Source organism: Pseudoalteromonas sp. NZS100, from assembly GCF_015864815.1.
GTDB lineage: Bacteria > Pseudomonadota > Gammaproteobacteria > Enterobacterales > Alteromonadaceae > Pseudoalteromonas > Pseudoalteromonas distincta.
In genome coordinates this window covers 201,118-224,097 of record NZ_JADYWM010000001.1, presented here as the reverse complement: position 1 = coordinate 224,097, position 22,980 = coordinate 201,118, and the positions used below count along the sequence as shown (strand labels likewise).

Below are 22,980 nucleotides of genomic sequence, written 5' to 3'. Positions count from 1 at the left end.
ATAATGGCAATTACAGTAATTGACCTATAAAAATAGATATCTAATAAAATGACACGCTTTGAGAATTTACAACAATTTATAAACACACACCTTAATGCCAAGTCGCATACTTTAAACGCGATCACGGGGGATGCTAGCTTTCGCCGTTATTATCGTTTAAATCACGATAATAAACATTTAATAGTGATGGACTCAGATCCAAAAAAAGTGAATAACGAGCCTTATATTTCGCTAAACCAGGTGTTTGTAGAGCAAGGTTTTTTACTTCCCACTATTATTGCAAGTGATGAGAAACAGGGCTTTTTTATTCTCAGTGACTTAGGCAGTACGCACCTAGCTGACATGCTTGATGATGCAAATCGCACCGAGCATTACCAAGCATTAATTAGTTTAAGTGCTCAGTGGGCAAAAACGCCCACAGCTTCTGCTATGCAAGCGTATAACGAAGATTTTATAAAGCTAGAGCTTGATATATTTAGCCAGTGGTTAGTAAGCGACTTTATTAATGAGTCACTCAGTGCAGAACAAAAAATAATGTGGCAAGCAAGTTCAGAGCTATTAATAAAGGCGATGCTTGAGCAACCTACGGTTACCGTTCATCGTGATTACCATAGCCGTAATATTATGAATAGTGACGGCCAGTGGGCCATTATAGATTATCAAGATGCTGTACGCGGGCCGCTTTGCTACGACTTAGTATCGCTACTGCGCGATTGCTACTTTAAATTGCCAGAGCAAGAGTTAACAAGTTTACTTGATTTTGCTTATCAAGAATTTACAGCTCAAAATTTACTGGCTAACACTTCATTCGATGAGTTTAAATATTGGTTTGATTTAACCGGATTACAGCGCCACTTAAAGGCTGCGGGTATATTTTGTCGATTGTATTTACGCGATGGTAAAACAGGTTATTTAGATAATATTTTACCGACGCTTGATTACATTATTGAAGTAGCAGCAATTTACCCAGAGCTTAAAGCATTGAGTGAGTGGACAAAAAATACCATAGTGCCAAAAGTGACTGAAAAGTTGGCAAAGGAGCGCTCATGAAAGCGATGATTTTAGCTGCAGGGCGCGGGCAAAGAATGATGCCGCTAACGCAAAATATGCCAAAGCCAATGTTAAAAGTGGCAGAAAAACCACTTATTGAGCACCATATAAATAACCTTAAAGCAGCCGGCATCACCGATATTGTAATAAACCTTGCGTGGCAGGGTGATAAAATAAAAGACTACTTTAAAGATGGCAGTCAATTTGGCGTAAATATACTTTATAGCCAAGAAGTTGAAGGTGGCCTTGAAACGGCCGGCGGTATTATTGAAGCGTTACCGCTGTTGGGCGACTCGTTCATTGTAATAAATGGCGATGTATACACCGACTACGATGTAAGTGCGCTAATGCAACTTCATTTACAACCTGGTGAGGCGCACATAGTGCTTATAGAAAATCCGCCACACAATCCAGATGGCGACTTTGCATTGAGCCATTTGTCGGCCGAGAGTCAAAAATATACCTTTTCGGGGATTGGCCGGTATCAGGCTGATTTTTTTAAAGGATTAACGCAAGGTATTCGCCCTTTAGGGCCTATTTTACGTGAAAAGCTAAATGAACATTTAGTCTCTACTGAGCTCTATATAGGGCAGTGGGATGACATTGGTACACCAGAGCGTTTAAACCAATTAAACACGCGCCTTGAGGCGTAACAACTCAATTTTTTAAGAAGGCAGTATTATAGATGTGGGGAAAAATTCTCGGTTTTTGTTTTGGCTTTATGTTTGGCAAAATATTTGGTGCTATTTTAGGTTTATACCTAGGTCATTTATTTGATAAAAGCTTAAAAAATAACTTTGATAAAGCAGGCGGTTTTTCTAGCTTATTTAGTGGTGACGATGTTCACGAGCGCCAAGCTTTATTCTTTTCAAGCTGCTTTGCTGTTATGGGGCACATTGCAAAATCGAATGGCCGAGTGAGCGAAATACACATAAAAGCGGCTAACTTGTTCATGGACGAAATGGGCTTAAAGGGCGAAGAACGCCGCGAAGCACAACATGCATTTCAGTCAGGTAAAGAGAGCGACTTTTCACTTAAAGAAACAGTACACGATTTTAAAGAACGCTTTGCTAAACGAAACGATCTAATACAGTTGTTTTTAGAAATACAAATTCAAATGGCGTTTTCTGACGGGGTATTAGCCGAACAAGAAAAGCAATTATTAGCAGAAGTAAGTAAACAGCTAGGCATTTCTAAAACACACTTTGCATTTGTATTAAAACGTTATCAAGCTGAGTTTAACTTTAGAAAGCAACAACAGCGCTTTAATCAACAGCAACAAAGCCAAGGTCAAAGCAGTAGCTACCGTGAGGGTTCTGGCCATCATGTACCGCCAAATAATAATATGAATCGTGCGCAAGCATTGGCGTTATTAGGCTTAAATAGCGATGCAACGCAGCGTGATATAAAAGTAGCTTACCGTAAACTTATGTCGCAACATCATCCAGATAAATTAGTATCGCAAGGTTTACCAAAGCACATGATGGAATTGGCTGTTAAAAAGAGCCAAGATATTCAAGCCGCTTATGAGTATTTAAAAAAGTCGGCGTAAGAACCCGTCTATTTCTTTTGTTAGGCGTGCGTGTTGACCTGGTTGATCGCGCAGGCCAAACAATTGGCGTTGGCGGTAATCAAATTTTGCATTTCGGTTAACCCAGCGCTGACGACTTTTAAGGCTCATTAAAATGTCTGTGCTGTCATTTGCATAGTAAATATCAAGCAAGGCGGGTGTAACAAGTGACGCTGTTTGGCTCAAACTTTCGTTACGTTTAGTATTAGGTAAGTAACTGCTCAAACTTATAAACGCATCTAGTCTCTCATCTGGGAAATCTGCATAGTACTCCAACAACACACCCGCACTTGTACCTTGTGCAATAACCACTATATTACTCGAACCTCCCATAGCGGTTTGATACAGCGCATTAAACCGAGAAATGAGATTTATTTTATAGTTATCAAGTATGTCGTCAGTTACTTTTTCAATTGCATTAACGTAATGAGGCTCATCTTTGATTTTTGCAGGCTGTGATTGTGCGTTTGTTGCTGTGTCGGGTGATGCAGGTTCCTCGGCTTTACTAGGCGCAGCTTCGGTTTCGCTGGGCATTGCTTCGGCCATTTTACTTGCTTGCCAATCAATGTCGGGTACTGTCATTGCGTAGGTGCTGTAGCCTAAATTATTAAGCTCTTTACGCAAGTAGCCCATACCGGAGTTATTGGTAGGTGAAGAATGCCAGTCGGGTATAAGTATTACGATACCTCTAAAATTACTACTCATATATTCGCTGTAAAGGCTTAAAAATTCTGTTTCACCCGCTAATATTGGCTTTATTTCATCACTTGGAAGTAGTCGCTCAATGTCGCTATTTTCAATGCTTGATAAACTAGGTGGGGCAATATGTTCAGCCGCGCAGGCAGGGTTAGCTAAAAGTAGCGCACAGCTGAGCTGTATATAAAAAGCCCTTTTTAAAAACCGTGAAAATAGCATAACGCACCTAACTAATGACAATTAGTTAGGTATCGGCAAGGTTATCTAAAAGTTTAATAATTTACGAAGTGTTTGCGCCGGTTAAAATTCTGGCTCAGCTTCAAAAGTAAGTACTTGCTCAGTTTTAGGGTGCTTTAATTTCAGCATTTGTGCATGTAATTGTAAGCGAGGAGCAGCAGCAAGCGCCTCTTTATGGGCGTAAAGCCTGTCACCTAAGATAGGATGACCCAGGCTTAGCATATGCACACGTAGTTGATGCGAGCGACCAGTGATGGGGGTTAGCTCTACACGGGTTGCATTTTCTTCACGCTCAAGTATTTTAAAATGCGTAAGTGAAGGTTTACCTCTGTCGTGATCAACCATTTGTTTAGGGCGATTAGGCCAATCACAAATAAGGGGTAAATCTACTGATCCTGTTTCAGCTTCAAGTTGTCCGTATACACGTGCTATGTAACGTTTAGCTGTTTCGCGCTCTTGAAACTGCATACTTAAATGTCTGTGCGCTGCTTTATTCATGGCAAGGCACAGTATGCCAGAAGTCGCCATATCTAAGCGGTGCACTATTCTTGCTGTTGGAAAAACACGATTAACACGATTAATTAAGCTGTCGGCATGTTTAGGATCTTTACCTGGGACAGTTAATAACTCACTTGGTTTATTAACTATCAGTAAATCGTCATCCTGAAAAAGTATCGTTAAATACGGACTCATGGGGGGATTGTAGTTAACTAACACGGCCGACCTTAGTAATTTTGAAGGGCGCTATTTTAGTAGAGCAAGCCAACAGGCTCAAGTAAAAGTTTGGCTATATTGTTTTAACTAATAGTCCAAGCCTTAGGCTCCTTTAAAGCGCTTTTATAACTTAATTTCTTCGGGTGTTAATAATCGATATTCACCACTGGCCAAGTTTTCATCTAGGGTAATCCCCGCAATCTGCTCGCGATGTAACTCAACCACTTTGTTATCTACCGCGTAAAGCATACGCTTAACTTGATGATACTTTCCTTCACTTATTGATAAACGTAGTCCGTAATTAGCAAGTCGTTCGGCAATAGCTGGGCGGGTTAAATCTTTTTCGTTATGCAGCATGACACCTGTGCGTAATTGCTCAAGTGCTTCATCGGTAATCGGTTCTTGAGTTTCTACTAGGTAGGTTTTAAATTTATTGCTTTTAGGCGACGTAATTTTATGTGACCAATCGCCATCATTAGTAATAATAACTAACCCGGTGGTATCTATATCAAGGCGACCTGCTACGTGAAAGTCGCTCATATTTGGCTCATCAAGTAAGTCAAAAACAGTTTTATGTAGCTCGTCGCTGTTAGCGCATACATAGCCAACAGGTTTATTTAACATGTAATAGCGCTTACCTAAAAATACCAAAGGCGTACCTTGGTGCAGTACTTCATCTTGCTGGGCTAGCTGAAAATTATGTGATGTGATTACTTCGCCATTAACGCTTACTTCTTTTCGCTTAATACTAGCGCGAGCTTGGGTGCGCGGTATTTCAGCTAAGTGGCTAATAAATTTATCTAAGCGGCAAGGGAATTTCATTTTGGTTCACATTTTTAGTCGGCTACAATGGGCGCGATTATAGCCGATAGTGAAATACCATGACAGTGCACAGCACACAAATTTTAAGCCTTTACCAAGCAAAAATAGACACAGATGAACTGTGTTTTGATGCAGCGCAGCAAAATGCGGTGGAAGCTTTAAATACGCTAAGCGAGCAACTTCAAGCTCACACATCATGGTGGCAAAAAGCGCCCTTAATAAAAGGCATTTATTTATATGGACCCGTAGGGCGTGGTAAATCCATGTTAATGGATTTATTTTATAAAAACCTACCTATTGAGCAAAAGCAGCGGCTGCATTTTCATCATTTTATAGCACAAGTGCATGCCCAACTTTCGCAGCTACAAGGTCAAAAAAATCCACTTATTCTAATTGCAAAACAGTGGGCTAAAAATATTCGAGTACTGTGTTTTGACGAGTTTTTTGTGAGCGACATTGGCGATGCCATGATTATGTCCAGATTGTTTAATGCGTTGTTTGAACAAGGTGTTGTGCTGGTGGCCACATCGAACGCAAAGCCAGAGCAGCTTTATTACAACGGCCTACAACGAGCGCGGTTTTTACCTACTATTGATTTAATTAATAACCATTGCTATATAATTAACGTGGCAGGGGAGGACGATCACCGCTTTAGATATGGTAAAAACAGTCGTCACTATTTTATAAATTTATCAAATCTCGATTTTAAAAATGAGTTTTTAGCTTCGTATCCGGTTGTAACATGTAGCAATACAATTACTGTGCATGGGCGTGACTTACCCTATTTATTAAGAGCCAATAATGCCTTGATGATTGATTTTATGGCGTTATGCTCTGGCCCTCGTAGTGCTAACGATTATATGTTGTTAGCAACACAATTTGATGTGTTATATGTATCGAACGTGCCGCAAATGGGTGTTAAAGCAACGGGTAAAGTTATTGTTCACGGTATAGAAGATAGCTACCAACGCGAAAAACAAACGCTTGATGAGCACACTTTTGACGACGAAGCACGGCGCTTTATTGCCTTAGTAGATGAGTTTTACGATTGCCATAAATTGCTGGTAATAAATGCGCAAACCGACATTGAACATTTGTATAAAGGTAAAAAGTTGAGCTTTGAATATGCGCGCACGCAATCACGCATAGTCGAAATGCAAAATTGGTAACGCTTTAATATATATTGTAAACGAGCTTGCTCACGCGAAAAGCGCAGCTTTTAATATTTATAACTGATTACTTTGCTACTAATTGGTTTCTCTAAAGCTCTTTGTGAACAAGTTATCTAAAAACCTATTGCACAAAGAGAAGTAAAAGAGGAGTAAATGAGAAAACATAAAACAATAGTAATTATGTATTTTTACTTCTCTAAAGCGCAGCGCCCTCTAAACCTCTTTGTGAATAAATCACTTAAGATCTTATTGCACAAAGAGGAGTAAATGAGAAAACATAAAACATTGAGATTACGAGCTTTGCTCGTCACGCCAGCAAGCTGTGCGTCTACAAGTCAGTTTAACCACGGCGTCAAATTTTACCAGTAGGCGAAGAGCTTGCTCGCGCGAAAAGCGCAGCGCTTTCTTAACCTCTTTGTGAATAAATCACTTAAGACCTTATTGCACAAAGAGAAGTAAATGAGAAAACATTAAAACATAGAAATTACGAGCTTTGCTCGTCACAGCCAGCAAGCTGTGCGTCTACAAGTCAGTTTAACCACGGTGTTAAACTTACCCTTCTTGGCGTACTATATTCTCAAGGGCGCGAATATTAGTAATTAAATCCTGGCGTTGTGGGTTGGCTTGTAATGCTTTTCTAAGATGCTTTAGCGCACTCGGGTAGTCTTTAGAATCAATCGCTATTTGCGATAATCCAAGCCACGCCGATAGTTGGTAATCAGGCAGAGCTTGTGCACGAACATACATAAGTTTAGCTTGGGTGAGTTGGCCTTTACTACGATATATACTTGCTAAACTAAGTAGGGCATCACCTAAATTCGGGTTTATTTTAAGTGCATTATTTAAGCTTTTAAGAGCACGTTTAGTATTACCTTGTTGCATAGCAATTTGTGCGCTGTATACAGAAAACTGGGCTTGTTCATCGCGGGGTAGCTGCTTAGTTAATCTTTTTGCGCTACCTATTAGCTCTTTAGCTAAATCCCATTTTTGTTGAGATACAAGCCAGCCTAAAGTTTGCATCGTGGTATTAATAACCTCAACTTGCTGCTGTTTAGTGGCGTGTTTTAAACCTTGCTTTAATAAACTCACAGCGCGTTCAGTGCTGCCTTCACTTAAATGCAGCTGGGCTGCTAAAAGCTGGTTACTGGTATCTTTAGGGTTGAGTTTTAAGGCCACTTCAATAGCAGCAAGCGCCTGCTTTTTTTGATCAAGCTGTAATGCTATTTGTGCACGTTGCAGCCAAAGTTCAGCTTTATCAGGGCTTTTATTAAGTAATTCTTTTAGTAATGCACTTGCCTGGCTTAAATCACCCGATTCAATTAACGCAAACAATAGCCCTTGTTGGTATTGGCTTGTTTCTGGCGCTAGCATTAGCGCTTGGCGGTAGGCCGCTACTGCGCTCCAAGGTTGGCTATGCTGCACGTGTATATAAGCAAGTTGCGCATAACTTTGTGCGTCAGCTTGGCCAAGTTCAATACTGTGAACTAGGTGTGTTTGTGCTTTGTCATACTTTGCTTGTTGCATGTATAAAAGGCTCAAACCTTGGTGTGCTTTTACTAAATCAGGTGAGGCTTTTAAACACGCTAGGTAAGCTAGTTCAGCGTTATTAAAGTCTTTTGTTGAAAGCAAAACTTGTGCACGTAATAAGTTTAAAGCAGTGCTATCTTGGCTTATATCACGGCCTTTAAATAGCGCCGCAACATCACTGTAATTACCGGCTTGTAATAGTGGTTGTACTTGGCGAGCAAAACCGCGCTCGGTCGGCTCAATAAGGACCTCTGTAGGGCCTAGTAATTTATTATTTATAGCCAACTGCCATGTTGGATCGCTAGGCGATAAAGTTACTTTTAGTGGCGTACTAGCAGCGCTTGCATGCACGCTACTTACACCTAATAAAGGGAGTGAGCACATTAAAGTAGTGATAACTGCGCGAGTTAATGGTTTTAGCGTTTTAAATATATTCATATTTTTCATTTTAATAGGCTTAAGGTTTAAATTCGATTGGCCAAATAAAGCGAGCGCGTACGGTTTCACCTTCTTTTTTAGGTGCACTGAAGCGGCTTTGTTTAATAATTTTGTCGATAGCTGGTTTAAGTTCAGGGTATGGGTTTTGTACTACCTCAATTAAACTTAACTTGCCATTTTCATCAATAAATACATCGAGTTTTACAGTAAATACATCAACACCTCGGCGGGTTAAGCTTTTTGGTAAAACGGCTTTGACGGGAGTAAGTAAAGTGGGGAGACCATCGAGTTGATTTAAGCTAAATGCATCCCAATTTACACTCATTGATTGCCATTGTGGCGCGCTTACTTCTACGTTGGGTGTATCGGGTTTTACAATACTTAAATTGCTGTTGATCTTAATTTTTACGGCTTGGATTGATGCGCCGGCACCTTCTACCGCTAAGCTTTGCATTGGCTCATTTGTTTGCTGTTGTGATATTGATGGAGGTGGCGGAGGTGGCAGTGCCACCATGGCAATCTCGCGTACAACCACTTTGTCTTTTATATGGTGTTCAGCAAGTTGCCCAAGCCATAAAAGCAGCAATGCAGCACTAAGTACAATGAGGCTAAGGCCAAATGCAAAAAGTGGATGGCGATTGTTTTTTGTTTTTTGAAGCGGGTTAATCGTGTGCATATTATTGTTTCGTAGCTAAGTTAACTTGCGCTGCGCCTGCCAGCTTTGCTTCGTCAATTACTTGAACAAGTAACTCAGTAGGTACTGTTTTATCAGCTTGAATAACCACAGGGCGTTGTTGCTGTTTTAACATTTGCTCGACACTACTACGCACACCAGCAACACCAATTTGGCCGCCATCAAAAAATACTTGTTGGTTGTCGGTTATTGCTAAAAATATAACTTGCTGCTCAAGACGACTGGCCGATACGGCTTGTGGTTTATCAACTTCAACGCCGCTTTCGCGTACAAATACGGTTGTAACAATAAAAAATATTAGCAATATAAATACCACATCAAGTAGCGGCGACATATCAATATGTTGCCCCGCTTCTTGCTCTAGCTTGTGCTTTAATCGTGATTGCATAGTGTTACCCTAACTGCTTACTTAACGTATGTAATTTAGGATTACGCTGCGAATACGCTAAGTAAGCTTGCATTAACCACGCAGGGATAGCGCACACAAGGCCAAGTTGAGTTGTTAGCAATGCATCACCAATGGCGTCACTCATTAACTCGTTATGGCCCAGCGCCATTACTTTAAATGTATCAAGCAAACCAACAATGGTGCCTAATAAACCTAGTAGCGGAAGCGCTGCAGTTAAAATAGAGCTAACTTCTTGCCAATAACCTTTGCGCTGCGCTTGGTATTGTTTAAGGTGCAGTAAGTCATGAAAAATCAGCTGGTATACAAATAAAGCGAGTAAAAGAATACACCAGCAAATAGGGTTACTAACTATTTTTTCAAACATTGTTATCTCCTTTTTCTAGTTGGCTTAGCTGTAATGCAAAGCCTTCTAGTTGGCTGTAATACGCTTTTGCTTTACGCGATAACAGTGCATTTAAAACGAGTGCAGGTATGGCAACGACTAAACCTAGTTCGGTTGTTATAAGTGCTTGTGCAATACCGCCCGATACAACTTCTGGGTCGCCTGAGCCAAACAAGGTCATCATTTTAAATGTTTCGATCATGCCGCTAACAGTGCCTAATAACCCAAGTAGTGGGGCTACTGCTGCAGTAACGGCAATAGCGCCAATAAAGTTATCGAGTTTATGCTTATCGTGAATTAACTGATTAAATAACTGATCGTCTCGTACTTGGCCTTTTTCGCTTTGCAGCGTTAAGTTAAATAGCTGCTGCTGCATGCCTGCAAATTCACTGCTATTTTCAGCTTTAAAAAGTTGCTGTAATTGCATTTGAGAGTGCATTTTAATTTTACTTAAACGTAGTAGCTGTGCGGCTTTTAATAGCGCAATGGTAAGTGCAAAGCAGGCAAATAAAATAATAGGGATAGCCCATAAACCGCCTTTTTCTAGGTGTTCAAGCGGACTTTCTTGTTGGGCTTGGCTAGTTACTAAGTGCGTTAAACTAGGATCAAAAGTAAGTAATGTAGAGCCTACACCGTTTTGCTTTAAAGTATTATCGAGTGGGTTGTCGTCACTTGTTGATTGTACTAACGCTACTTTTAATGCATTAGATTCATCATCCAAATTTAATAAACCCATAAGTTTAGGTGTTTGCGTACTAAACCATGCAACAGGCCCGACTTGAAGGGTATTAGCTTGGCTTAATTCGCCATTACTTAGCACAACCGATTGTTTTTTTAACTGTGGATAAAGTGCCTGCTCTTGATTATTAATTAGCGATACAACACGGCTTAATAACTCGTTTTGGCTATTAGCCGACTCGTTACTGCTAGCACTATTGCTGGTGTTTTGGCGTACAAAACGGCTAAGTAAGTTTAATTGATATTGCTGCTGCTGTTGCCAAGTGTCTAATCGGGTTTGTAACTGATCAAGGCTTAATGTGTTTTCGTCAGCTAGGCGGCGATTAACGGCTGCTTGTTCGCGTAATTTACTGAGCGATTGCTGCTTGGTAAAAATTTGCTTTGCAAGGGTCGCTTGCTCTTTTGAAATGCTCTTTTGAGTTTTACTTAGAGTACGCTGCGCTGTTTTAATATCACTTAAAATACTTTGCTTAGCATCATCACTGCTAGCTGCAAAAGAAATGTTTGCACTAAAAAGTAAAACTGTGGCGCTAAATACTTTAATTATGCTGTTAGTAGCCATTATTTAGCCCCTTGCTGGTTTTTATTTACATAACTTAATATTGGGAGTGTTACCCAATCAGCAGCGCGCTTTTTTTGCTGTACAGCAATACCCAGTGCAACTTGTTCTGCATTAATGCTTGAATCAAACTCCCACTGCCAACCTAAGTCACTTGGAAAACCAATACCTACGTAACTTAAGTCTTCGCTTACAAACCATGCTTGAGCTGCACCTAAATAAAGCTGCTTAACCCATACTTCTTGCCCGTCAGGATGCTTAATAGCCATTTCGTGAATAGAAATACGTTGTTGAAAATCATTAAGTAGAGTCAGCATTTTTAGTGCTGTTTGTAATTTGTCAGTTGTACTGAGTTTTGAATCGCTTAAATCACCAGCGTTTTTCCAACTACTCAAAAGTGGCGGGGGGAGTTGCACTTGTAATGAAAGTAATTGCCCAGAAATACGTGCTAGTTGATCATTTAATTGCTGTTGATCATTTTCAAGTTCTGATTGCTGAGTTACAAGCTGTTCGCGTTTTTGGGCAAGCTCACTGGTGCTTTTTTTTCTACGCTGATTAAGCTCGCTAAGTTGCTGCTGCTCGGCATTAAGAAGCGTTAAGGTTTGCTCCATACTGCTTTTTTGTTCAAGCCAATGAGTATTTAATTCTGTGTTTTGATTTTCTATTTGTAGCCATTTATTAACGAGTTGTTCTAGCTCACTAACAGTGTCGGCTTTTACTGCCATAGTGCTACAAAGCGCGATAACTACGCTAATTGGTTTAATTAAGCTTCGCATTACTTAACAACAATCCTGAAAGTTACGACGAGCAATTACAAGGACGTAATTACTGTTAATTTTTGAGTGTGTATACAATATAGTAATTCACATAACAATGCAATTGATAACAGTTATCGTTTACATTGCGTTGTTAGAGTGGTAGGATTTCGCCGAAATTAAATATGTACCTTAAATTAACAATAGTTAAGTGCTTAATAAAAACTACGGAGTAACCATGAGTAAGCCATCGAATAAAGGAAATGCGTACGTGAAGCCAATTGCAGCGGTTGTTACAGCTACGCTTTCAACTTGGGCAAGTGCACAGGATGTTCAAGAACTATCGGTAACCAAAGCAGAAACTAAAACTGAGTCTAGTTATGTTGTAGAAAAATCAACGTCGCATAAATACACTCAACCGCTACTCGATACAGCTAAAACGGTAACAGTAATCAACCAAGCGGTAATGAAAGACAGAAACGTAGATAGCCTACGTGATGCTTTGCGTAATGTTTCAGGTATTTCTTTAGCAGCAGGTGAGGGTGGCTCACCTACTGGCGATAGCATGTCGATTCGTGGTTTTAGTGCAACAAATGATATTTTTGTTGATGGTATTCGCGATGTTGCAGGTTACACACGTGATATTTACAACATTGAAGCCGTTGAAGTTGCAAAAGGCCCAGGCTCTGCAGTTTCTGGTCGTGGCGCAACAGGTGGTAGTGTTAATTTAGAAAGTAAAAAGGCGAAGTTAGACAACTTTAACGACGTTTCTCTACGTTTAGGTACAGAAAACGATTACCGTGGTCGTTTTGATACTAACATTCAAGTAAACGACACAAGCGCACTACGTATCAACCTTCTTACTGATAAAGGTGATGTTGCAGGTCGTGATCATGTTGAAAACGAAACAAATGCTGTTGCGTTTGCATTTGCAACAGGGCTTGGTACAAACAGCCGTTTTGATTTAAACCTAGAGTATCAACGCCAAGACAATTTACCAGATTATGGTATTCCTTGGGTTTACAGTGATACGCCAGTAGCTGAACTTGCAGATAGCGCGCGCTCACCTTCTCCTGTCGATTTTGATAACTTTTACGGTAATATTTACCGTGATTACGAAGATATTGAAGCTTACTCAACAACAGCTCGTTATGAGTATGATTTTTCTCAAAATACTACGTTACGTGTGCAAGGTCGTTTAGGTAAAGTTAAGCGTGAGTCAGTAACAACTGCACCGCGTTATTTCTCGGTTACAACAGACACTGATATTACCTTTGCAGATGAAAAAACACGTGATACTGAAAATTCACTTGCTGCACTTCAAGTTGATTTAATTGGTAACTATGAATTTGCTGGCTTTACTCACGACGTAGTAGTGGGTGTTGAACTTGCAAATGAAACGTTTACACGCCATAACTTTGTTGCAACTACGCCTGATAACCTAATTGAAGATGGAATACGTAACGACTTATACAACCCTGATGCAACAATTGCATTTACGGGTGTGTACGGCCGTGACGGTACAAGCATTGAAGCTAAAGCTAAAAACCAAGCTATTTATGCATTTGATACAGTAACGCTTAACAAGCAATGGGAAGTTACAGGTGGAATTCGCTTTGATAGCTTCACTACGGATTATCACAACGATTACAATGACCCAAGCGCTTTAATTTCTACAAGTGACGATTTATTTAGCTGGAATGCAGCTGTAGTTTATAAACCTACAGAAAATGGCAGTGTGTATTTAGGCGCAGGTAATTCATTTAACCCATCGGCGGAAAGCCTAACGGTATCTACGCGTTCAAATGCAGCTGATTTAGACGCAGAAGAAAGCCGCAGTTATGAATTAGGAACTAAATGGAGCCTAATGGATGGTCGCCTGCAAACTAATGCTGCACTTTTCCGTACTGAAAAAACCAATGCCCGTACTGATGACCCATTTGCAGATAGCTCAAGTGACGAAATACTCGGTGGTGAGCAGCGCGTTCAAGGTTTAGAGCTTTCAGCAACGGGCCTAATTACTAAAGAGTGGACTGTAATTGCTTCATACACTTACCAAGATAGCGAAGTAACTGAAGCATTAGGCGACGACGCAACTCAAGTTGGTAACGAGCTTGCGCGTACGCCTAAAAATAGCGCAAGTGTTTGGACTACGTACGATATGTCGGATAAGTTATCGTTTGGTTTAGGTGCGCAGTATGTAGGTGAGCGTTACAACGGCACTACGTCAACACGCTCTCGTGCGCCAGGTTATACTATTTTTGACCTGATGGTTGCGTATGACATATCAAAAGATTTGAGCCTGCAGCTTAATGGTGAAAACCTAGGTGATAAAGATTACGTTGATCAGTTAGGTGGTGGACACTTTGTACCAGGTGATGGTCGTAAGTTTAGTTTAACAGCGAGCTATTCTTTTTAATTTTAAAACAAATTAAAAAATAAAAGTAAGCATAAGGGCAGGCCTATTACCTGCCCTTAATTATTTGATGAAAATGTGAGAGGGCGCACATGATAGTTAAAATTCCAGAGCTATTAACGAAAGAAGAAGTGGCGTATTGCCATGAGGTTTTGCTTAAAGCGCAGTGGGCCGATGGCAGTATTACCGCTGGTCATCAATCAACCAAAGCAAAAAATAACTTACAGCTACCTGAAAATAGTCCTGAATGCCAAGAGCTTGGCGATATTATTATGGCAGCACTTGCGCGTAGTAATTTGTTTATGTCGGCAGCGCTTCCTGCAAAAATTTTTCCTCCGTTATTTAATTGCTATCAAGGCGGGCAATCGTTTGGTGTGCATGTAGATAATGCAATTAGACAAGTGCCGGGTACGCCAGTAAAAATTCGTACAGATGTATCAATGACGTTATTTATTAATGACCCTGAAGACTATGAGGGCGGTGAACTTGTTATTGAAGACACTTATGGCTCACACAGTGTAAAGCTGCCCGCAGGCAGTATGGTGTTATACCCTTCAACGAGTTTACATCGTGTAATGCCTGTAACGAGTGGGCGCAGATTAGCCTCATTTTTTTGGCTGCAAAGCATGGTAAACAGCGACGAAAAACGTGGTTTGTTATTTGATTTAGATATGTCGATTCAAAGTTTGCGCAGCAAAGTAGAAGATAGCCCAGAGATTATTCAATTAACAGGTGTGTACCATAACTTACTAAGACAGTGGGCACAGACATAACGAATATACTCGTTATTAAATACTGGATATAAGTAATTAAATATAAGTAATTAAAAGCTGCGCTTTTCGCGTGAGCAAGCTCAACGCCTACAGCCAAAACTTAACGCTATGGTTTAATTACCTGTAGACGCGCAGCTTGCTGGCGTGACGCGCGAAGCTCGTAATTTCTAGGTTTTGGTTTCTTCTCATTTATTCCTCTTTTTCTTCTCTTTGTGCAATAAGATTTTAAGTGATTTATTCACAAAGAGGCTAAGAGGTCGCTGCGCTTTAGAGAAGCAAAGAGTAAGTAACAATCAATTTTAAAAGCTGCGCTTTTCGCTTGAGCAAGCGCTACGCCTACAGCCAAAACTTAACGCTATGGTTAAATTACCTGTAGACGCACAGCTTGCTGGCGTGACGAGCGAAGCTCGTAATTTCTAGGTTTTGGTCTCTTCTCATTTATTCCTCTTTTACTTCTCTTTGTGCAATAAGATTTTAAGTGATTTATTCACAAAGAGGCTAAGAGGACGCTGCGCTTTAGAGAAGCAAAACTACATAATTACTATGTTTTCTGACTTGCCGTTTTTACTTAACCCTTATAACCGTTAGGGTTATTTGACTGCCAGCGCCAGGTATCTTGCATCATTTCATCAATACCTCGCACTGCTTCCCAGCCAAGTTCATTAAGTGCTTTTTCTGGCGCTGCATAACACGCTGCAATATCACCAGGGCGGCGAGGTGAAACCTGATAGGGTACAGCCTGATCGCTTGCTTTAATAAATGCATTAACCATTTGTAGTACAGAGTAACCATTACCAGTACCTAGGTTATAAACTAATGCCCCCGTGCTGCTGGCAATTTTATCAAGCGCTTTTAAATGACCAATCGCTAAATCTACAACATGTATATAGTCGCGCACACCGGTGCCATCAACTGTGTCGTAGTCATCACCAAATACAGCGAGTTGCTTTAATTTACCTACCGCAACTTGTGCGATAAAAGGTAAAAGGTTGTTTGGAATACCATTAGGATCTTCACCAATTAAGCCCGACTCATGTGCACCCACTGGATTAAAGTAACGCAAAATAGCAAACGCAAAGCGCTCATCTGATTTAGCGATATCTTGTAGCATCATTTCAACCATTAGCTTTGACGTACCGTATGGGTTTGTGGTGCCGCCTACAGGGAAATCTTCTTTGATTGGTAAGCTTGCTGGGTCGCCGTAAACCGTGGCTGATGAGCTAAATACCAATTTAAATACACCTGCGTCGCGCATCGCATCAACAAGCGTAAGCGTACCTTGAACGTTGTTTTGATAGTACTCAACTGGCTTTGCAACCGACTCGCCTACTGATTTTAAACCCGCAAAATGTATAACACTATCAACCGTATGTTTTGCAAATACAGAATCTAAAAAGGGTTTATCGAGAATATCGCCTTGGTAAAAAGTGGCTTCTTTACCTGTTATATTTTTTACGCGCGCAAGTGATTCTTGTGATGAGTTACTTAAGTTATCAATAACAACAACATCGTTACCTTGCTGTAAAAGTTCTAAAACAGTGTGCGAGCCAATATAGCCAGCGCCACCGGTTACTAAAATAGTCATGAAAGCTCCGTGGGTACCTTTTATCAATTAAGTTAATTTCACCATAAATAGAGGTGATTTACATGTTTTATCTGTAATTTATATGATTTTAATCGTATTTTTTTGATATCAGCACATTAAATACTTTTGATTACATTTTGTGCAAAACAAGTAACACTTGATTCGTAAGATTAAGTTATAGTTAATAAACAAGTGCTAAAATAGCTTTAGTAATAGCTAATGCTAGGTTTACTCCAATCCACACTTTTGTGATTGGTTACCTCTTTGGAGAAAGATATGAATTTAGTTAAAAAAATAGCAACAACAATGTGTATCGCATTACCTGCGCTTGCCCATGCTGGTGAGTCTGTTGTTAAATGGAATGACTTTAATGATTATCGTGATGTGCGAGCGTCTAACCAAGCTAAGGGCTCGTATCACAAAAGTATTGCGGCAAGTTTTGAAAAACATATGTCTAAATTAGCTGAGCAACTACCAAAAGATTATAAGTTAAACGTAGAGTTTACTGATTTAGATTTAGCGGGAGATGTGCGTTATGGTGGTATGGAGGAAATTCGTGTAGTAAAACCAATATACTTTCCACGCATTAAGCTTAATTATTCGTTAACCGATAACGACGGTACAGTGCTTAGTAAAGATACTGATGTGGAGCTCAAAGATATGGGCTTTATGGATAAAATTAAAATGGGCCGCGACGAATCACTATATTACGAAAAACGCTTATTAACAGAGTGGTTTGGTGAGCAAATATTACCAAGTTTAGATTAACTTAAAATAAAAATGCCGCTAAATAGCGGCATTTTTGCTTTTTAATCTTTACTTAAAAGTAGCTAACAGCGTGAGTATTTGTTGTAACTTAATAACGGTTGTTTTAAGTTTTTCTTCATCAAAACCATCGTTAGATAAGCTTTCAACGTCAGCGGCTACGTCAAGAACATACGGCTTAAAGCGTTTAGCTTCAAAGCTAAAACCAGCATCTTGTGCAAATAAGGCCTTAAATTTGCCATGGCCTTGCTGTTGTAGTTCATCGAGTTTTTTGTCGGCATCAAGCGCCTGACGATAAACAATTTTTAAATTAGTATTGAGTTGTTCAATAATTGAATCCATGGTTTTCCTAAAGCTTTGTACTGCATGGCCGACATAATACTTGGATTACATTTAAAAGTCAGGTTTGTTATATGAATATATCAGGCACAAGTTTACCCGCTGTTTCTGGCTCAGGCCAAGGCAGTGAGCTTTATAGCGCTGCTTTATCTAAAAAGCAGCAACTAGCAGATGGCGCAGCAGCACTTGCACTTATTGAAGGTGCTGCACAATCGTCAAGTGCGCAAACACCGGCTAAATCGGTAACAGCATCATTGGGTAACAACGTAAATATATATGTTTAAATTAGTTTAAGATCGATAGGTGTTTTGCTTTTTTGACCACCTATTTCTCTCACTAACTTAGGCACTAAAAATCCAGGCAGGGCTTTTAATAGCTCTGCCATTATTTTTATTGCGTCTTCTTCGTTAATATCAAAGTGGCTGGCCCCTTCAACTTTATCGAGCAAATACAAATAATACGGTAATACGTCTGCGTCAAATAACGCTTCGCTTAAATTTATTTGCGCATCGAGCGTATCGTTCACATCTTTTAAAATTACAGCTTGGTTTAAAAGCGTTACGTTTGCTTGTTTAAGCTTTTGCATGGCTGCTTTAAAGTCAGCGTCTATTTCGTTGGCGTGGTTTATATGATTAATAAAAATAATTTTTAATGGCGATTTTGCTAATCTCTCACATAACTCATCGGTAACCCGCGTGGGTATAACTACTGGCAAGCGGCTATGAATTCGCATTCGTTTTATTTGTGGTAATTGCTCAAGCTCATCTAAAAACCAACTTATTGCATCGTCTTTGGCCATCAGCGGATCGCCACCACTTAAAATCACTTCGTTTATATTGGCATCAGATTTTATGTAGCTTAGTGTTTCAAGCAGGCTTTTTTTATTAAGTTGGTTTTCTTGATACGGAAAATGCCTTCTAAAGCAGTAACGACAATTGACCGCACAGCCGGTTTTAAACATCACTAAAACACGCGATTTATACTTATGCAAAAGGCCGGGTTGTTCGTTGTCTTGCTCAAGTAGGGGATCTTTATTAAAACCCGACTTAGTTAAAAATTCTTGATGGCGTGGCATGACTTGTAGCAAAAGAGGATCGTTTGGATCGCCTTTGCGTATTTTTTTTATAAAAGGGATAGGCACGCGTACCGGAAATAAACTACGGGCTTTTAGGTCGTTTTCATGGACTTGGCTCGATAAACCGACCATTTCAAGCAAGGTTTTTGGGCAGGTAACTACATTTGCTAATTCTTTTTGCCAGTTTTTATGCAAATTTGCTTCATTTCTTTGTATCATTGGCATGTAGATTACTCGAAAAAATATAAATAGAGGAAACGATGGCGAATTATAGCACCAACGAGTTCAAGGGCGGCCTAAAAATTATGATGGACGGCGAGCCTTGCAGTATCTTAGAAAATGAAATGGTAAAACCTGGTAAAGGCCAGGCGTTCAACCGTGTTCGTATCCGTAAACTTATCTCTGGTAAGGTGCTTGAAAAAACCTTTAAATCGGGTGAATCAGTTGAAGGTGCTGATGTAATGGATACAGATTTAGCGTATCTATACACAGACGGCGAATTTTGGCATTTCATGAACAACGAAACATTTGAGCAAATTGCTGCTGACGAAAAAGCACTAGGCGATGCAGTTAAATGGTTAGTTGAAAATGATTTATGTACAATCACATTATGGAACGGCAGCCCTATTGCTGTTACACCACCTAACTTTGTTGAGCTTGAGATCACAGAAACAGATCCTGGCCTTAAGGGTGATACAGCGGGTACTGGTGGTAAACCAGCAACGCTTAGCACAGGCGCTGTGGTACGAGTTCCATTATTCGTACAAATTGGCGAAGTAATTAAAGTAGACACTCGTAACGGTGAATACGTAAGCCGTGTTAAGTAAGCTTTAACATTGTTTATAAAATCCCAGCTTAAGCTGGGATTTTTTTTGGAGAAAATATGTCAGCAGATCTTTGGGCCCCAAGCGCAAGCATTGAAACACTAAAACAACGTGCAGCGATATTACGTAGCATTCGTGAGTTTTTTTATACGCGTGATGTAATGGAAGTAGAAACGCCGAGCTTAAGCAGTGCCAGTGTAACCGATGTGCATTTGGCCAGTTTTAACACCACATTTGTAGGTCCAGGGCACGCAGGTGGGCTCCCTCTTTTTTTACAAACATCTCCAGAGTTTGCTATGAAACGCTTGTTAGCAGCAGGCTCAGGCGCTATTTTTCAGCTTTGTAAAGCATTTAGAAATGAAGAAGCGGGTAGCCATCATAATCCTGAATTTACAATGCTGGAATGGTATCGCCCAGGCTTTGATGAATTTGCACTTATGGATGAAATGGATGAGCTAATGCAGCTTGTTTTAGGTGTCGCGCCTGCAACTAGACTTACCTATCAGCAAGCGTTTGAAAAAGCACTCGGCCTCGATCCGTTAACAGCAAGCATAGAGCAATTAAAGCAACTAGCGTGTGAGCAAGGATTTGCTGATATAGCCAAAAATGAAACGCATAAAGATACCTTACTGCAATTATTATTTTGTATGAAAGTAGAGCCAACGATAGGACAAGATAAGCCATGCTTTGTGTATCATTTTCCAGCTTCTCAAGCAGCACTTGCACAAATTTGTGAACATGATGCACGCGTAGCAGGGCGCTTTGAGCTTTATTACAAAAATATGGAATTGGCTAACGGCTTTAACGAACTCACAAATGCTAGTGAGCAAGCTAAACGTTTTAATGAAGATAACACATACCGCGCTAACAACGGTTTAAAGCAAGTACCAATGGATACACGTTTAATTAAAGCGCTAGAACATGGATTACCACAATGCGCAGGGGTTGCTTTGGGTATAGATAGGCTTGTAATGCTCGCAACAAATAAAGATAAAATTAAAGACGTAATAGCGTTTGATGTGCAAAGAGCGTGATGCTTAGCCTGTAGGTGCGAATTTATTTCGCGCTCATGTAATTTAACTTTATAAAAAAGCGAGGTATAAAACCTCACCTACAATAAACATCAAACCCAACAACCTACGGCAAACTTGTAGGTGCGAATTTATTTCGCGCTCGTGTAATTTAACTTTATAAAAAGCGAGGTATAAAACCTCACTTACAAATAAAAACACCGTGTTTAAATTAAACGCGGTGTTTTTTTATTGCTTGCTGTAGCTTTCATTTGAAAGCCAACGGCTATGCTTTACAGATTAAGTGTAAACGTAACACCTGCCACGCGAGGCTCACCTAATTGTGTATAGGTATGCGTTGCGTAACCATCTTGTGGATCGTTACCAAATTCAAAACCACGTGTAGGGACTGTTTCGTCAAACACGTTACGAGCCCATGCGCGAACTGCCCACATGTCAGCTTCGTAGCCAAAGCTTAAGTTAACTAAGTTGCTGCTTGGTGCCTGTGAGTTATGACTATCTGAGAAGTAGTAATCGTCCTTACCTTCAACACCAATCATACCGTAAAGCTCACTTGTAAAGTTATAACGAGCAGTAAACGCATACTGGTATTTAGGTGACTGTGCTTGCTCACGACCGTCTTGGTTTAAGCCAGACTGCGTTACAAAGTCGTCTATTTCAGTGTTTAAGTAACCAGCACTACCTGTTAAAAATAGATTATCAGTTAGTTGGTAACTACCTTCAACTTCAAGTCCGTAGTTGCTACCAGAACTTGCGTTATCAACATAACCGGTAAACTGCTGACCTTCTACTTGCCATGCTTTTAACTGAATATCGTCGCGGTGCATGTAAAATGCAGCTAAGCGAAGTGTAAATTTGTCATCAAGTGATGAACCTTTAACACCAAATTCGCCGCTCCATAAATATTCAGGGTCAAAACTGGTGTGCTGTTGGAAAAAATCAGCGCTTAGGTTTAAGCCTTCATCTTTTGCTTTAGCGAGGGCTTCTGAATTAATACCGCCGGCTTTGTAGCCACGGGTTATGCTGGTGTAGATCATAGTGCGATCAATTACTTGATATTCAAGCGCTATTTTACCGCCAACCATTACATCGTCAGTATCTTGTATAAAGCCATTGCTATCGGTGTAGTCGCCTTGGTATTGCTCTACACGTAAACCTGTAATTAATGTTGTTTTAGGACCAATTGGTGTCGCTACTTGACCATATACTGCAACATTACTCGTTTCGTAAGTTGAAGAAAATGGGCTTGCTAACCATGTGTATTGGCGCTCTAAATCAACGTCACGGTTTTGGTAATAAATACCCGCAACCCAGTTACCTGTTTTAGAGTTAAATTGTAAATCTACAGACTGATCGTCGCGATCGCGGCTGTAAAGATCGGTTGAGCTGTATCCATCAGGATGTAAACCTGCAGCACATAACTTTGGCTCACTTGTATCGTTACATACCCAGTCTTCGTCAAAGCTGTAAAGTAATTCGGTATCAATAGCCGACAGGTTTAAATTTACATCAAAAGCGTCAAAACCCGTGTAAGTATTATTAACGCCTATTGCGTAGCTTTGTTGATTATCTTGTCCTGGTTCATCGGCAACACTATTGCGGCTGTTATCAAGCGTAAACGCATCATAGCCGTTGTTTATATCAATATAGTGAAGGTTTAACTCAGTATTTAAATGCTTTGTAAGCTGGCTGTTTAATTTAAAGCGGGCTACTTGTTCGTCTTGATTTTGTGTTTCGTCATTTAAGTACAAGTTATCTACGTAACCGTCTGACTTTCTGCGAAAGTAGCTAACGCGTGCGCTAGTGTCATCTGTTAAGCCAGTGCTTGCTGCAATGCCTGCTTCGCGGGTGTTGTATGTGCCAGCACCTACTTGTAATTTTAAGCTTGGATCGCTTGTGGCTTTAGCTGAACCCATTTGGATCATACCGGCCATACCGTCTGCGCCAAAGCGTGTACCTTGTGGGCCACGATAAATTTCTACTTGGTCTATATCAAATAATAATGAACTGCCACCAAGGCCAGAATAGTTAATACCATCAATAACTAAGCCTACAGATGGATTAATAGGGTCTACAAATTGTGAACGAAGTCCCACGCCACGAATTTGAATATAACGACCACGTGATGCACCAGATGCAAAATTTACATTGGCGGTACTGCCTAACATTTCGTCTAAGTAACTTGCACCACGTTGATTAATTTCATCTTCGCTGAATAAGCTCGCACTCGCGCTTAAAGTTTGAATGCTTTCGCGCTGAAAATCGCCAGTTACAACAATTCTTTCTAGGTCGCTATCATCAGCGTTAGCTGCAATTGGTGCACCAAGCAGCGGTAAAAGTGCGGCAGTAATTAAAGACAAACGTAAGTTCATTGGGTTACTTAACTCCATTTTAGGGACTCGTATGGTA

At 40.2% G+C, this 22,980-nt stretch carries 23 protein-coding genes; 10 read left to right on the top strand and 13 right to left on the bottom strand.

The genetic code is table 11. The annotated features are described in order from the left end of the window. Positions 1-48: 48 nt before the first annotated feature. Genes I6E69_RS01130 through djlA form a run of 3 tightly spaced genes read left to right on the top strand, consistent with a single transcriptional unit; the run spans position 49 to position 2,602 of the window. Positions 49-1,050 carry an aminoglycoside phosphotransferase family protein gene (locus I6E69_RS01130; protein WP_197120381.1) on the top strand — a complete coding sequence of 334 codons (1,002 nt, stop codon included), beginning with the start codon at positions 49-51 and terminating at the stop codon, positions 1,048-1,050. Next, positions 1,047-1,703: an N-acetylmuramate alpha-1-phosphate uridylyltransferase MurU gene (gene murU / locus I6E69_RS01125; protein WP_039485522.1), complete on the top strand. Its 657-nt coding sequence runs from the start codon at positions 1,047-1,049 to the stop codon at positions 1,701-1,703. Before I6E69_RS01130 ends, murU begins: the two co-directional genes overlap by 4 nt. A 32-nt stretch (positions 1,704-1,735) precedes the next feature. After that, entirely contained in the window at positions 1,736-2,602 is an 867-nt protein-coding gene (djlA, locus tag I6E69_RS01120) for a co-chaperone DjlA (RefSeq protein WP_002960826.1), read from the top strand. Here the strand turns inward: djlA and I6E69_RS01115 are convergent. The 3 genes from I6E69_RS01115 to rsuA form a co-directional block, all read right to left on the bottom strand. Then, on the bottom strand, positions 2,585-3,535 hold the full coding sequence (locus I6E69_RS01115; protein ID WP_197120380.1) for a DUF3530 family protein: 951 nt from the start codon (positions 3,533-3,535) through the stop codon (positions 2,585-2,587). The two genes, djlA and I6E69_RS01115, sit on opposite strands and share 18 nt — an antisense overlap. A gap of 81 nt (positions 3,536-3,616) precedes the next feature. After that, positions 3,617-4,270, bottom strand: a complete 654-nt coding sequence (rluA, locus tag I6E69_RS01110; protein WP_197120379.1) for a bifunctional tRNA pseudouridine(32) synthase/23S rRNA pseudouridine(746) synthase RluA — start codon at positions 4,268-4,270, stop codon at positions 3,617-3,619. Positions 4,271-4,390: 120 nt separating this feature from the next. Next, complete coding sequence (gene rsuA, locus I6E69_RS01105; protein ID WP_138488517.1) at positions 4,391-5,089, bottom strand: 16S rRNA pseudouridine(516) synthase RsuA; 699 nt, start codon at positions 5,087-5,089, stop codon at positions 4,391-4,393. 59 nt (positions 5,090-5,148) lie between these two features. Between rsuA and zapE the strand changes: the two genes are divergently transcribed. Next, on the top strand, positions 5,149-6,258 hold the full coding sequence (gene zapE / locus I6E69_RS01100; RefSeq protein ID WP_197120378.1) for a cell division protein ZapE: 1,110 nt from the start codon (positions 5,149-5,151) through the stop codon (positions 6,256-6,258). A 555-nt stretch (positions 6,259-6,813) separates the two neighbouring features. On the opposite strand, the gene I6E69_RS01095 is transcribed toward zapE, so the two are convergent. From I6E69_RS01095 to I6E69_RS01070, 6 genes are read right to left on the bottom strand one after another with little or no spacing between them, the layout of a single operon-like run. Next, positions 6,814-8,226: a lipopolysaccharide assembly protein LapB gene (locus I6E69_RS01095; RefSeq protein WP_197120377.1), complete on the bottom strand. Its 1,413-nt coding sequence runs from the start codon at positions 8,224-8,226 to the stop codon at positions 6,814-6,816. A gap of 19 nt (positions 8,227-8,245) precedes the next feature. Then, the gene (locus tag I6E69_RS01090) at positions 8,246-8,902 is read right to left on the bottom strand and encodes an energy transducer TonB (protein WP_197120376.1); all 657 of its coding nucleotides are present in this window, start codon (positions 8,900-8,902) and stop codon (positions 8,246-8,248) included. 1 nt (position 8,903) lies between these two features. After that, a complete protein-coding gene (locus tag I6E69_RS01085; protein ID WP_002960813.1) occupies positions 8,904-9,308 on the bottom strand; it encodes a biopolymer transporter ExbD in 405 nt (134 codons plus the stop codon). A 4-nt stretch (positions 9,309-9,312) separates the two neighbouring features. Beyond that, positions 9,313-9,693, bottom strand: a complete 381-nt coding sequence (locus tag I6E69_RS01080) for a MotA/TolQ/ExbB proton channel family protein (protein WP_002960812.1) — start codon at positions 9,691-9,693, stop codon at positions 9,313-9,315. After that, a complete protein-coding gene (locus I6E69_RS01075) occupies positions 9,686-11,011 on the bottom strand; it encodes a MotA/TolQ/ExbB proton channel family protein (RefSeq protein ID WP_197120375.1) in 1,326 nt (441 codons plus the stop codon). The genes I6E69_RS01080 and I6E69_RS01075 overlap by 8 nt, the downstream gene beginning before the upstream one ends. Further along, positions 11,011-11,784: a DUF3450 family protein gene (locus I6E69_RS01070; protein ID WP_024596704.1), complete on the bottom strand. Its 774-nt coding sequence runs from the start codon at positions 11,782-11,784 to the stop codon at positions 11,011-11,013. Before I6E69_RS01070 ends, I6E69_RS01075 begins: the two co-directional genes overlap by 1 nt. Positions 11,785-12,001: 217 nt before the next feature. Between I6E69_RS01070 and I6E69_RS01065 the strand changes: the two genes are divergently transcribed. Then, a complete protein-coding gene (locus I6E69_RS01065) occupies positions 12,002-14,182 on the top strand; it encodes a TonB-dependent siderophore receptor (protein WP_154904275.1) in 2,181 nt (726 codons plus the stop codon). Positions 14,183-14,271: 89 nt separating this feature from the next. Further along, positions 14,272-14,952 (top strand): Fe2+-dependent dioxygenase, encoded by a 681-nt coding sequence (locus I6E69_RS01060; RefSeq protein ID WP_002960803.1) that lies wholly within the window; start codon positions 14,272-14,274, stop codon positions 14,950-14,952. 568 nt (positions 14,953-15,520) lie between these two features. Here the strand turns inward: I6E69_RS01060 and galE are convergent. Next, a complete protein-coding gene (gene galE, locus I6E69_RS01055; protein WP_002960801.1) occupies positions 15,521-16,537 on the bottom strand; it encodes a UDP-glucose 4-epimerase GalE in 1,017 nt (338 codons plus the stop codon). Positions 16,538-16,813: 276 nt separating this feature from the next. Here galE and I6E69_RS01050 point away from each other — a divergent pair, with 276 nt between their 5' ends. Beyond that, positions 16,814-17,305, top strand: a complete 492-nt coding sequence (locus I6E69_RS01050; protein WP_024606381.1) for a DUF3016 domain-containing protein — start codon at positions 16,814-16,816, stop codon at positions 17,303-17,305. 48 nt (positions 17,306-17,353) lie between these two features. On the opposite strand, the gene I6E69_RS01045 is transcribed toward I6E69_RS01050, so the two are convergent. Next, positions 17,354-17,644 carry a hypothetical protein gene (locus I6E69_RS01045; protein ID WP_002960798.1) on the bottom strand — a complete coding sequence of 97 codons (291 nt, stop codon included), beginning with the start codon at positions 17,642-17,644 and terminating at the stop codon, positions 17,354-17,356. Between the two features lie 71 nt (positions 17,645-17,715). Between I6E69_RS01045 and I6E69_RS01040 the strand changes: the two genes are divergently transcribed. Continuing rightward, complete coding sequence (locus I6E69_RS01040; RefSeq protein ID WP_002960797.1) at positions 17,716-17,925, top strand: hypothetical protein; 210 nt, start codon at positions 17,716-17,718, stop codon at positions 17,923-17,925. Here I6E69_RS01040 and epmB read toward each other — a convergent pair. Then, a complete protein-coding gene (gene epmB / locus I6E69_RS01035; protein WP_033031971.1) occupies positions 17,922-18,935 on the bottom strand; it encodes an EF-P beta-lysylation protein EpmB in 1,014 nt (337 codons plus the stop codon). The genes I6E69_RS01040 and epmB overlap by 4 nt on opposite strands. 41 nt (positions 18,936-18,976) lie before the next feature. On the opposite strand from epmB, the gene efp reads away from it, so the two are divergent. Beyond that, positions 18,977-19,543 carry an elongation factor P gene (gene efp, locus I6E69_RS01030; RefSeq protein ID WP_024596699.1) on the top strand — a complete coding sequence of 189 codons (567 nt, stop codon included), beginning with the start codon at positions 18,977-18,979 and terminating at the stop codon, positions 19,541-19,543. A gap of 56 nt (positions 19,544-19,599) precedes the next feature. Then, entirely contained in the window at positions 19,600-20,574 is a 975-nt protein-coding gene (gene epmA, locus I6E69_RS01025; RefSeq protein WP_197120374.1) for an elongation factor P--(R)-beta-lysine ligase, read from the top strand. Between the two features lie 269 nt (positions 20,575-20,843). Here epmA and I6E69_RS01020 read toward each other — a convergent pair whose 3' ends face one another. Next, positions 20,844-22,961: a TonB-dependent receptor gene (locus I6E69_RS01020; protein WP_197120373.1), complete on the bottom strand. Its 2,118-nt coding sequence runs from the start codon at positions 22,959-22,961 to the stop codon at positions 20,844-20,846. Between the last annotated feature and the right edge of the window lie 19 nt (positions 22,962-22,980).

Bases quoted from the DNA above. Each gene is read 5' to 3' on its own strand.
- I6E69_RS01020 (WP_197120373.1), bottom strand. From the start codon at position 22,961: ATGGAGTTAAGTAACCCAATGAACTTACGTTTGTCTTTAATTACTGCC.
- djlA (WP_002960826.1), top strand. From the start codon at position 1,736: ATGTGGGGAAAAATTCTCGGTTTTTGTTTTGGCTTTATGTTTGGCAAA.
- I6E69_RS01045 (WP_002960798.1), bottom strand. From the start codon at position 17,644: ATGGATTCAATTATTGAACAACTCAATACTAATTTAAAAATTGTTTAT.
- galE (WP_002960801.1), bottom strand. From the start codon at position 16,537: ATGACTATTTTAGTAACCGGTGGCGCTGGCTATATTGGCTCGCACACT.
- epmA (WP_197120374.1), top strand. From the start codon at position 19,600: ATGTCAGCAGATCTTTGGGCCCCAAGCGCAAGCATTGAAACACTAAAA.
- I6E69_RS01115 (WP_197120380.1), bottom strand. From the start codon at position 3,535: ATGCTATTTTCACGGTTTTTAAAAAGGGCTTTTTATATACAGCTCAGC.
- I6E69_RS01130 (WP_197120381.1), top strand. From the start codon at position 49: ATGACACGCTTTGAGAATTTACAACAATTTATAAACACACACCTTAAT.
- murU (WP_039485522.1), top strand. From the start codon at position 1,047: ATGAAAGCGATGATTTTAGCTGCAGGGCGCGGGCAAAGAATGATGCCG.
- I6E69_RS01095 (WP_197120377.1), bottom strand. From the start codon at position 8,226: ATGAATATATTTAAAACGCTAAAACCATTAACTCGCGCAGTTATCACT.
- I6E69_RS01075 (WP_197120375.1), bottom strand. From the start codon at position 11,011: ATGGCTACTAACAGCATAATTAAAGTATTTAGCGCCACAGTTTTACTT.
- I6E69_RS01060 (WP_002960803.1), top strand. From the start codon at position 14,272: ATGATAGTTAAAATTCCAGAGCTATTAACGAAAGAAGAAGTGGCGTAT.
- I6E69_RS01040 (WP_002960797.1), top strand. From the start codon at position 17,716: ATGAATATATCAGGCACAAGTTTACCCGCTGTTTCTGGCTCAGGCCAA.
- rsuA (WP_138488517.1), bottom strand. From the start codon at position 5,089: ATGAAATTCCCTTGCCGCTTAGATAAATTTATTAGCCACTTAGCTGAA.
- I6E69_RS01080 (WP_002960812.1), bottom strand. From the start codon at position 9,693: ATGTTTGAAAAAATAGTTAGTAACCCTATTTGCTGGTGTATTCTTTTA.
- epmB (WP_033031971.1), bottom strand. From the start codon at position 18,935: ATGATACAAAGAAATGAAGCAAATTTGCATAAAAACTGGCAAAAAGAA.
- I6E69_RS01085 (WP_002960813.1), bottom strand. From the start codon at position 9,308: ATGCAATCACGATTAAAGCACAAGCTAGAGCAAGAAGCGGGGCAACAT.
- zapE (WP_197120378.1), top strand. From the start codon at position 5,149: ATGACAGTGCACAGCACACAAATTTTAAGCCTTTACCAAGCAAAAATA.
- efp (WP_024596699.1), top strand. From the start codon at position 18,977: ATGGCGAATTATAGCACCAACGAGTTCAAGGGCGGCCTAAAAATTATG.
- I6E69_RS01050 (WP_024606381.1), top strand. From the start codon at position 16,814: ATGAATTTAGTTAAAAAAATAGCAACAACAATGTGTATCGCATTACCT.
- I6E69_RS01090 (WP_197120376.1), bottom strand. From the start codon at position 8,902: ATGCACACGATTAACCCGCTTCAAAAAACAAAAAACAATCGCCATCCA.
- I6E69_RS01070 (WP_024596704.1), bottom strand. From the start codon at position 11,784: ATGCGAAGCTTAATTAAACCAATTAGCGTAGTTATCGCGCTTTGTAGC.
- I6E69_RS01065 (WP_154904275.1), top strand. From the start codon at position 12,002: ATGAGTAAGCCATCGAATAAAGGAAATGCGTACGTGAAGCCAATTGCA.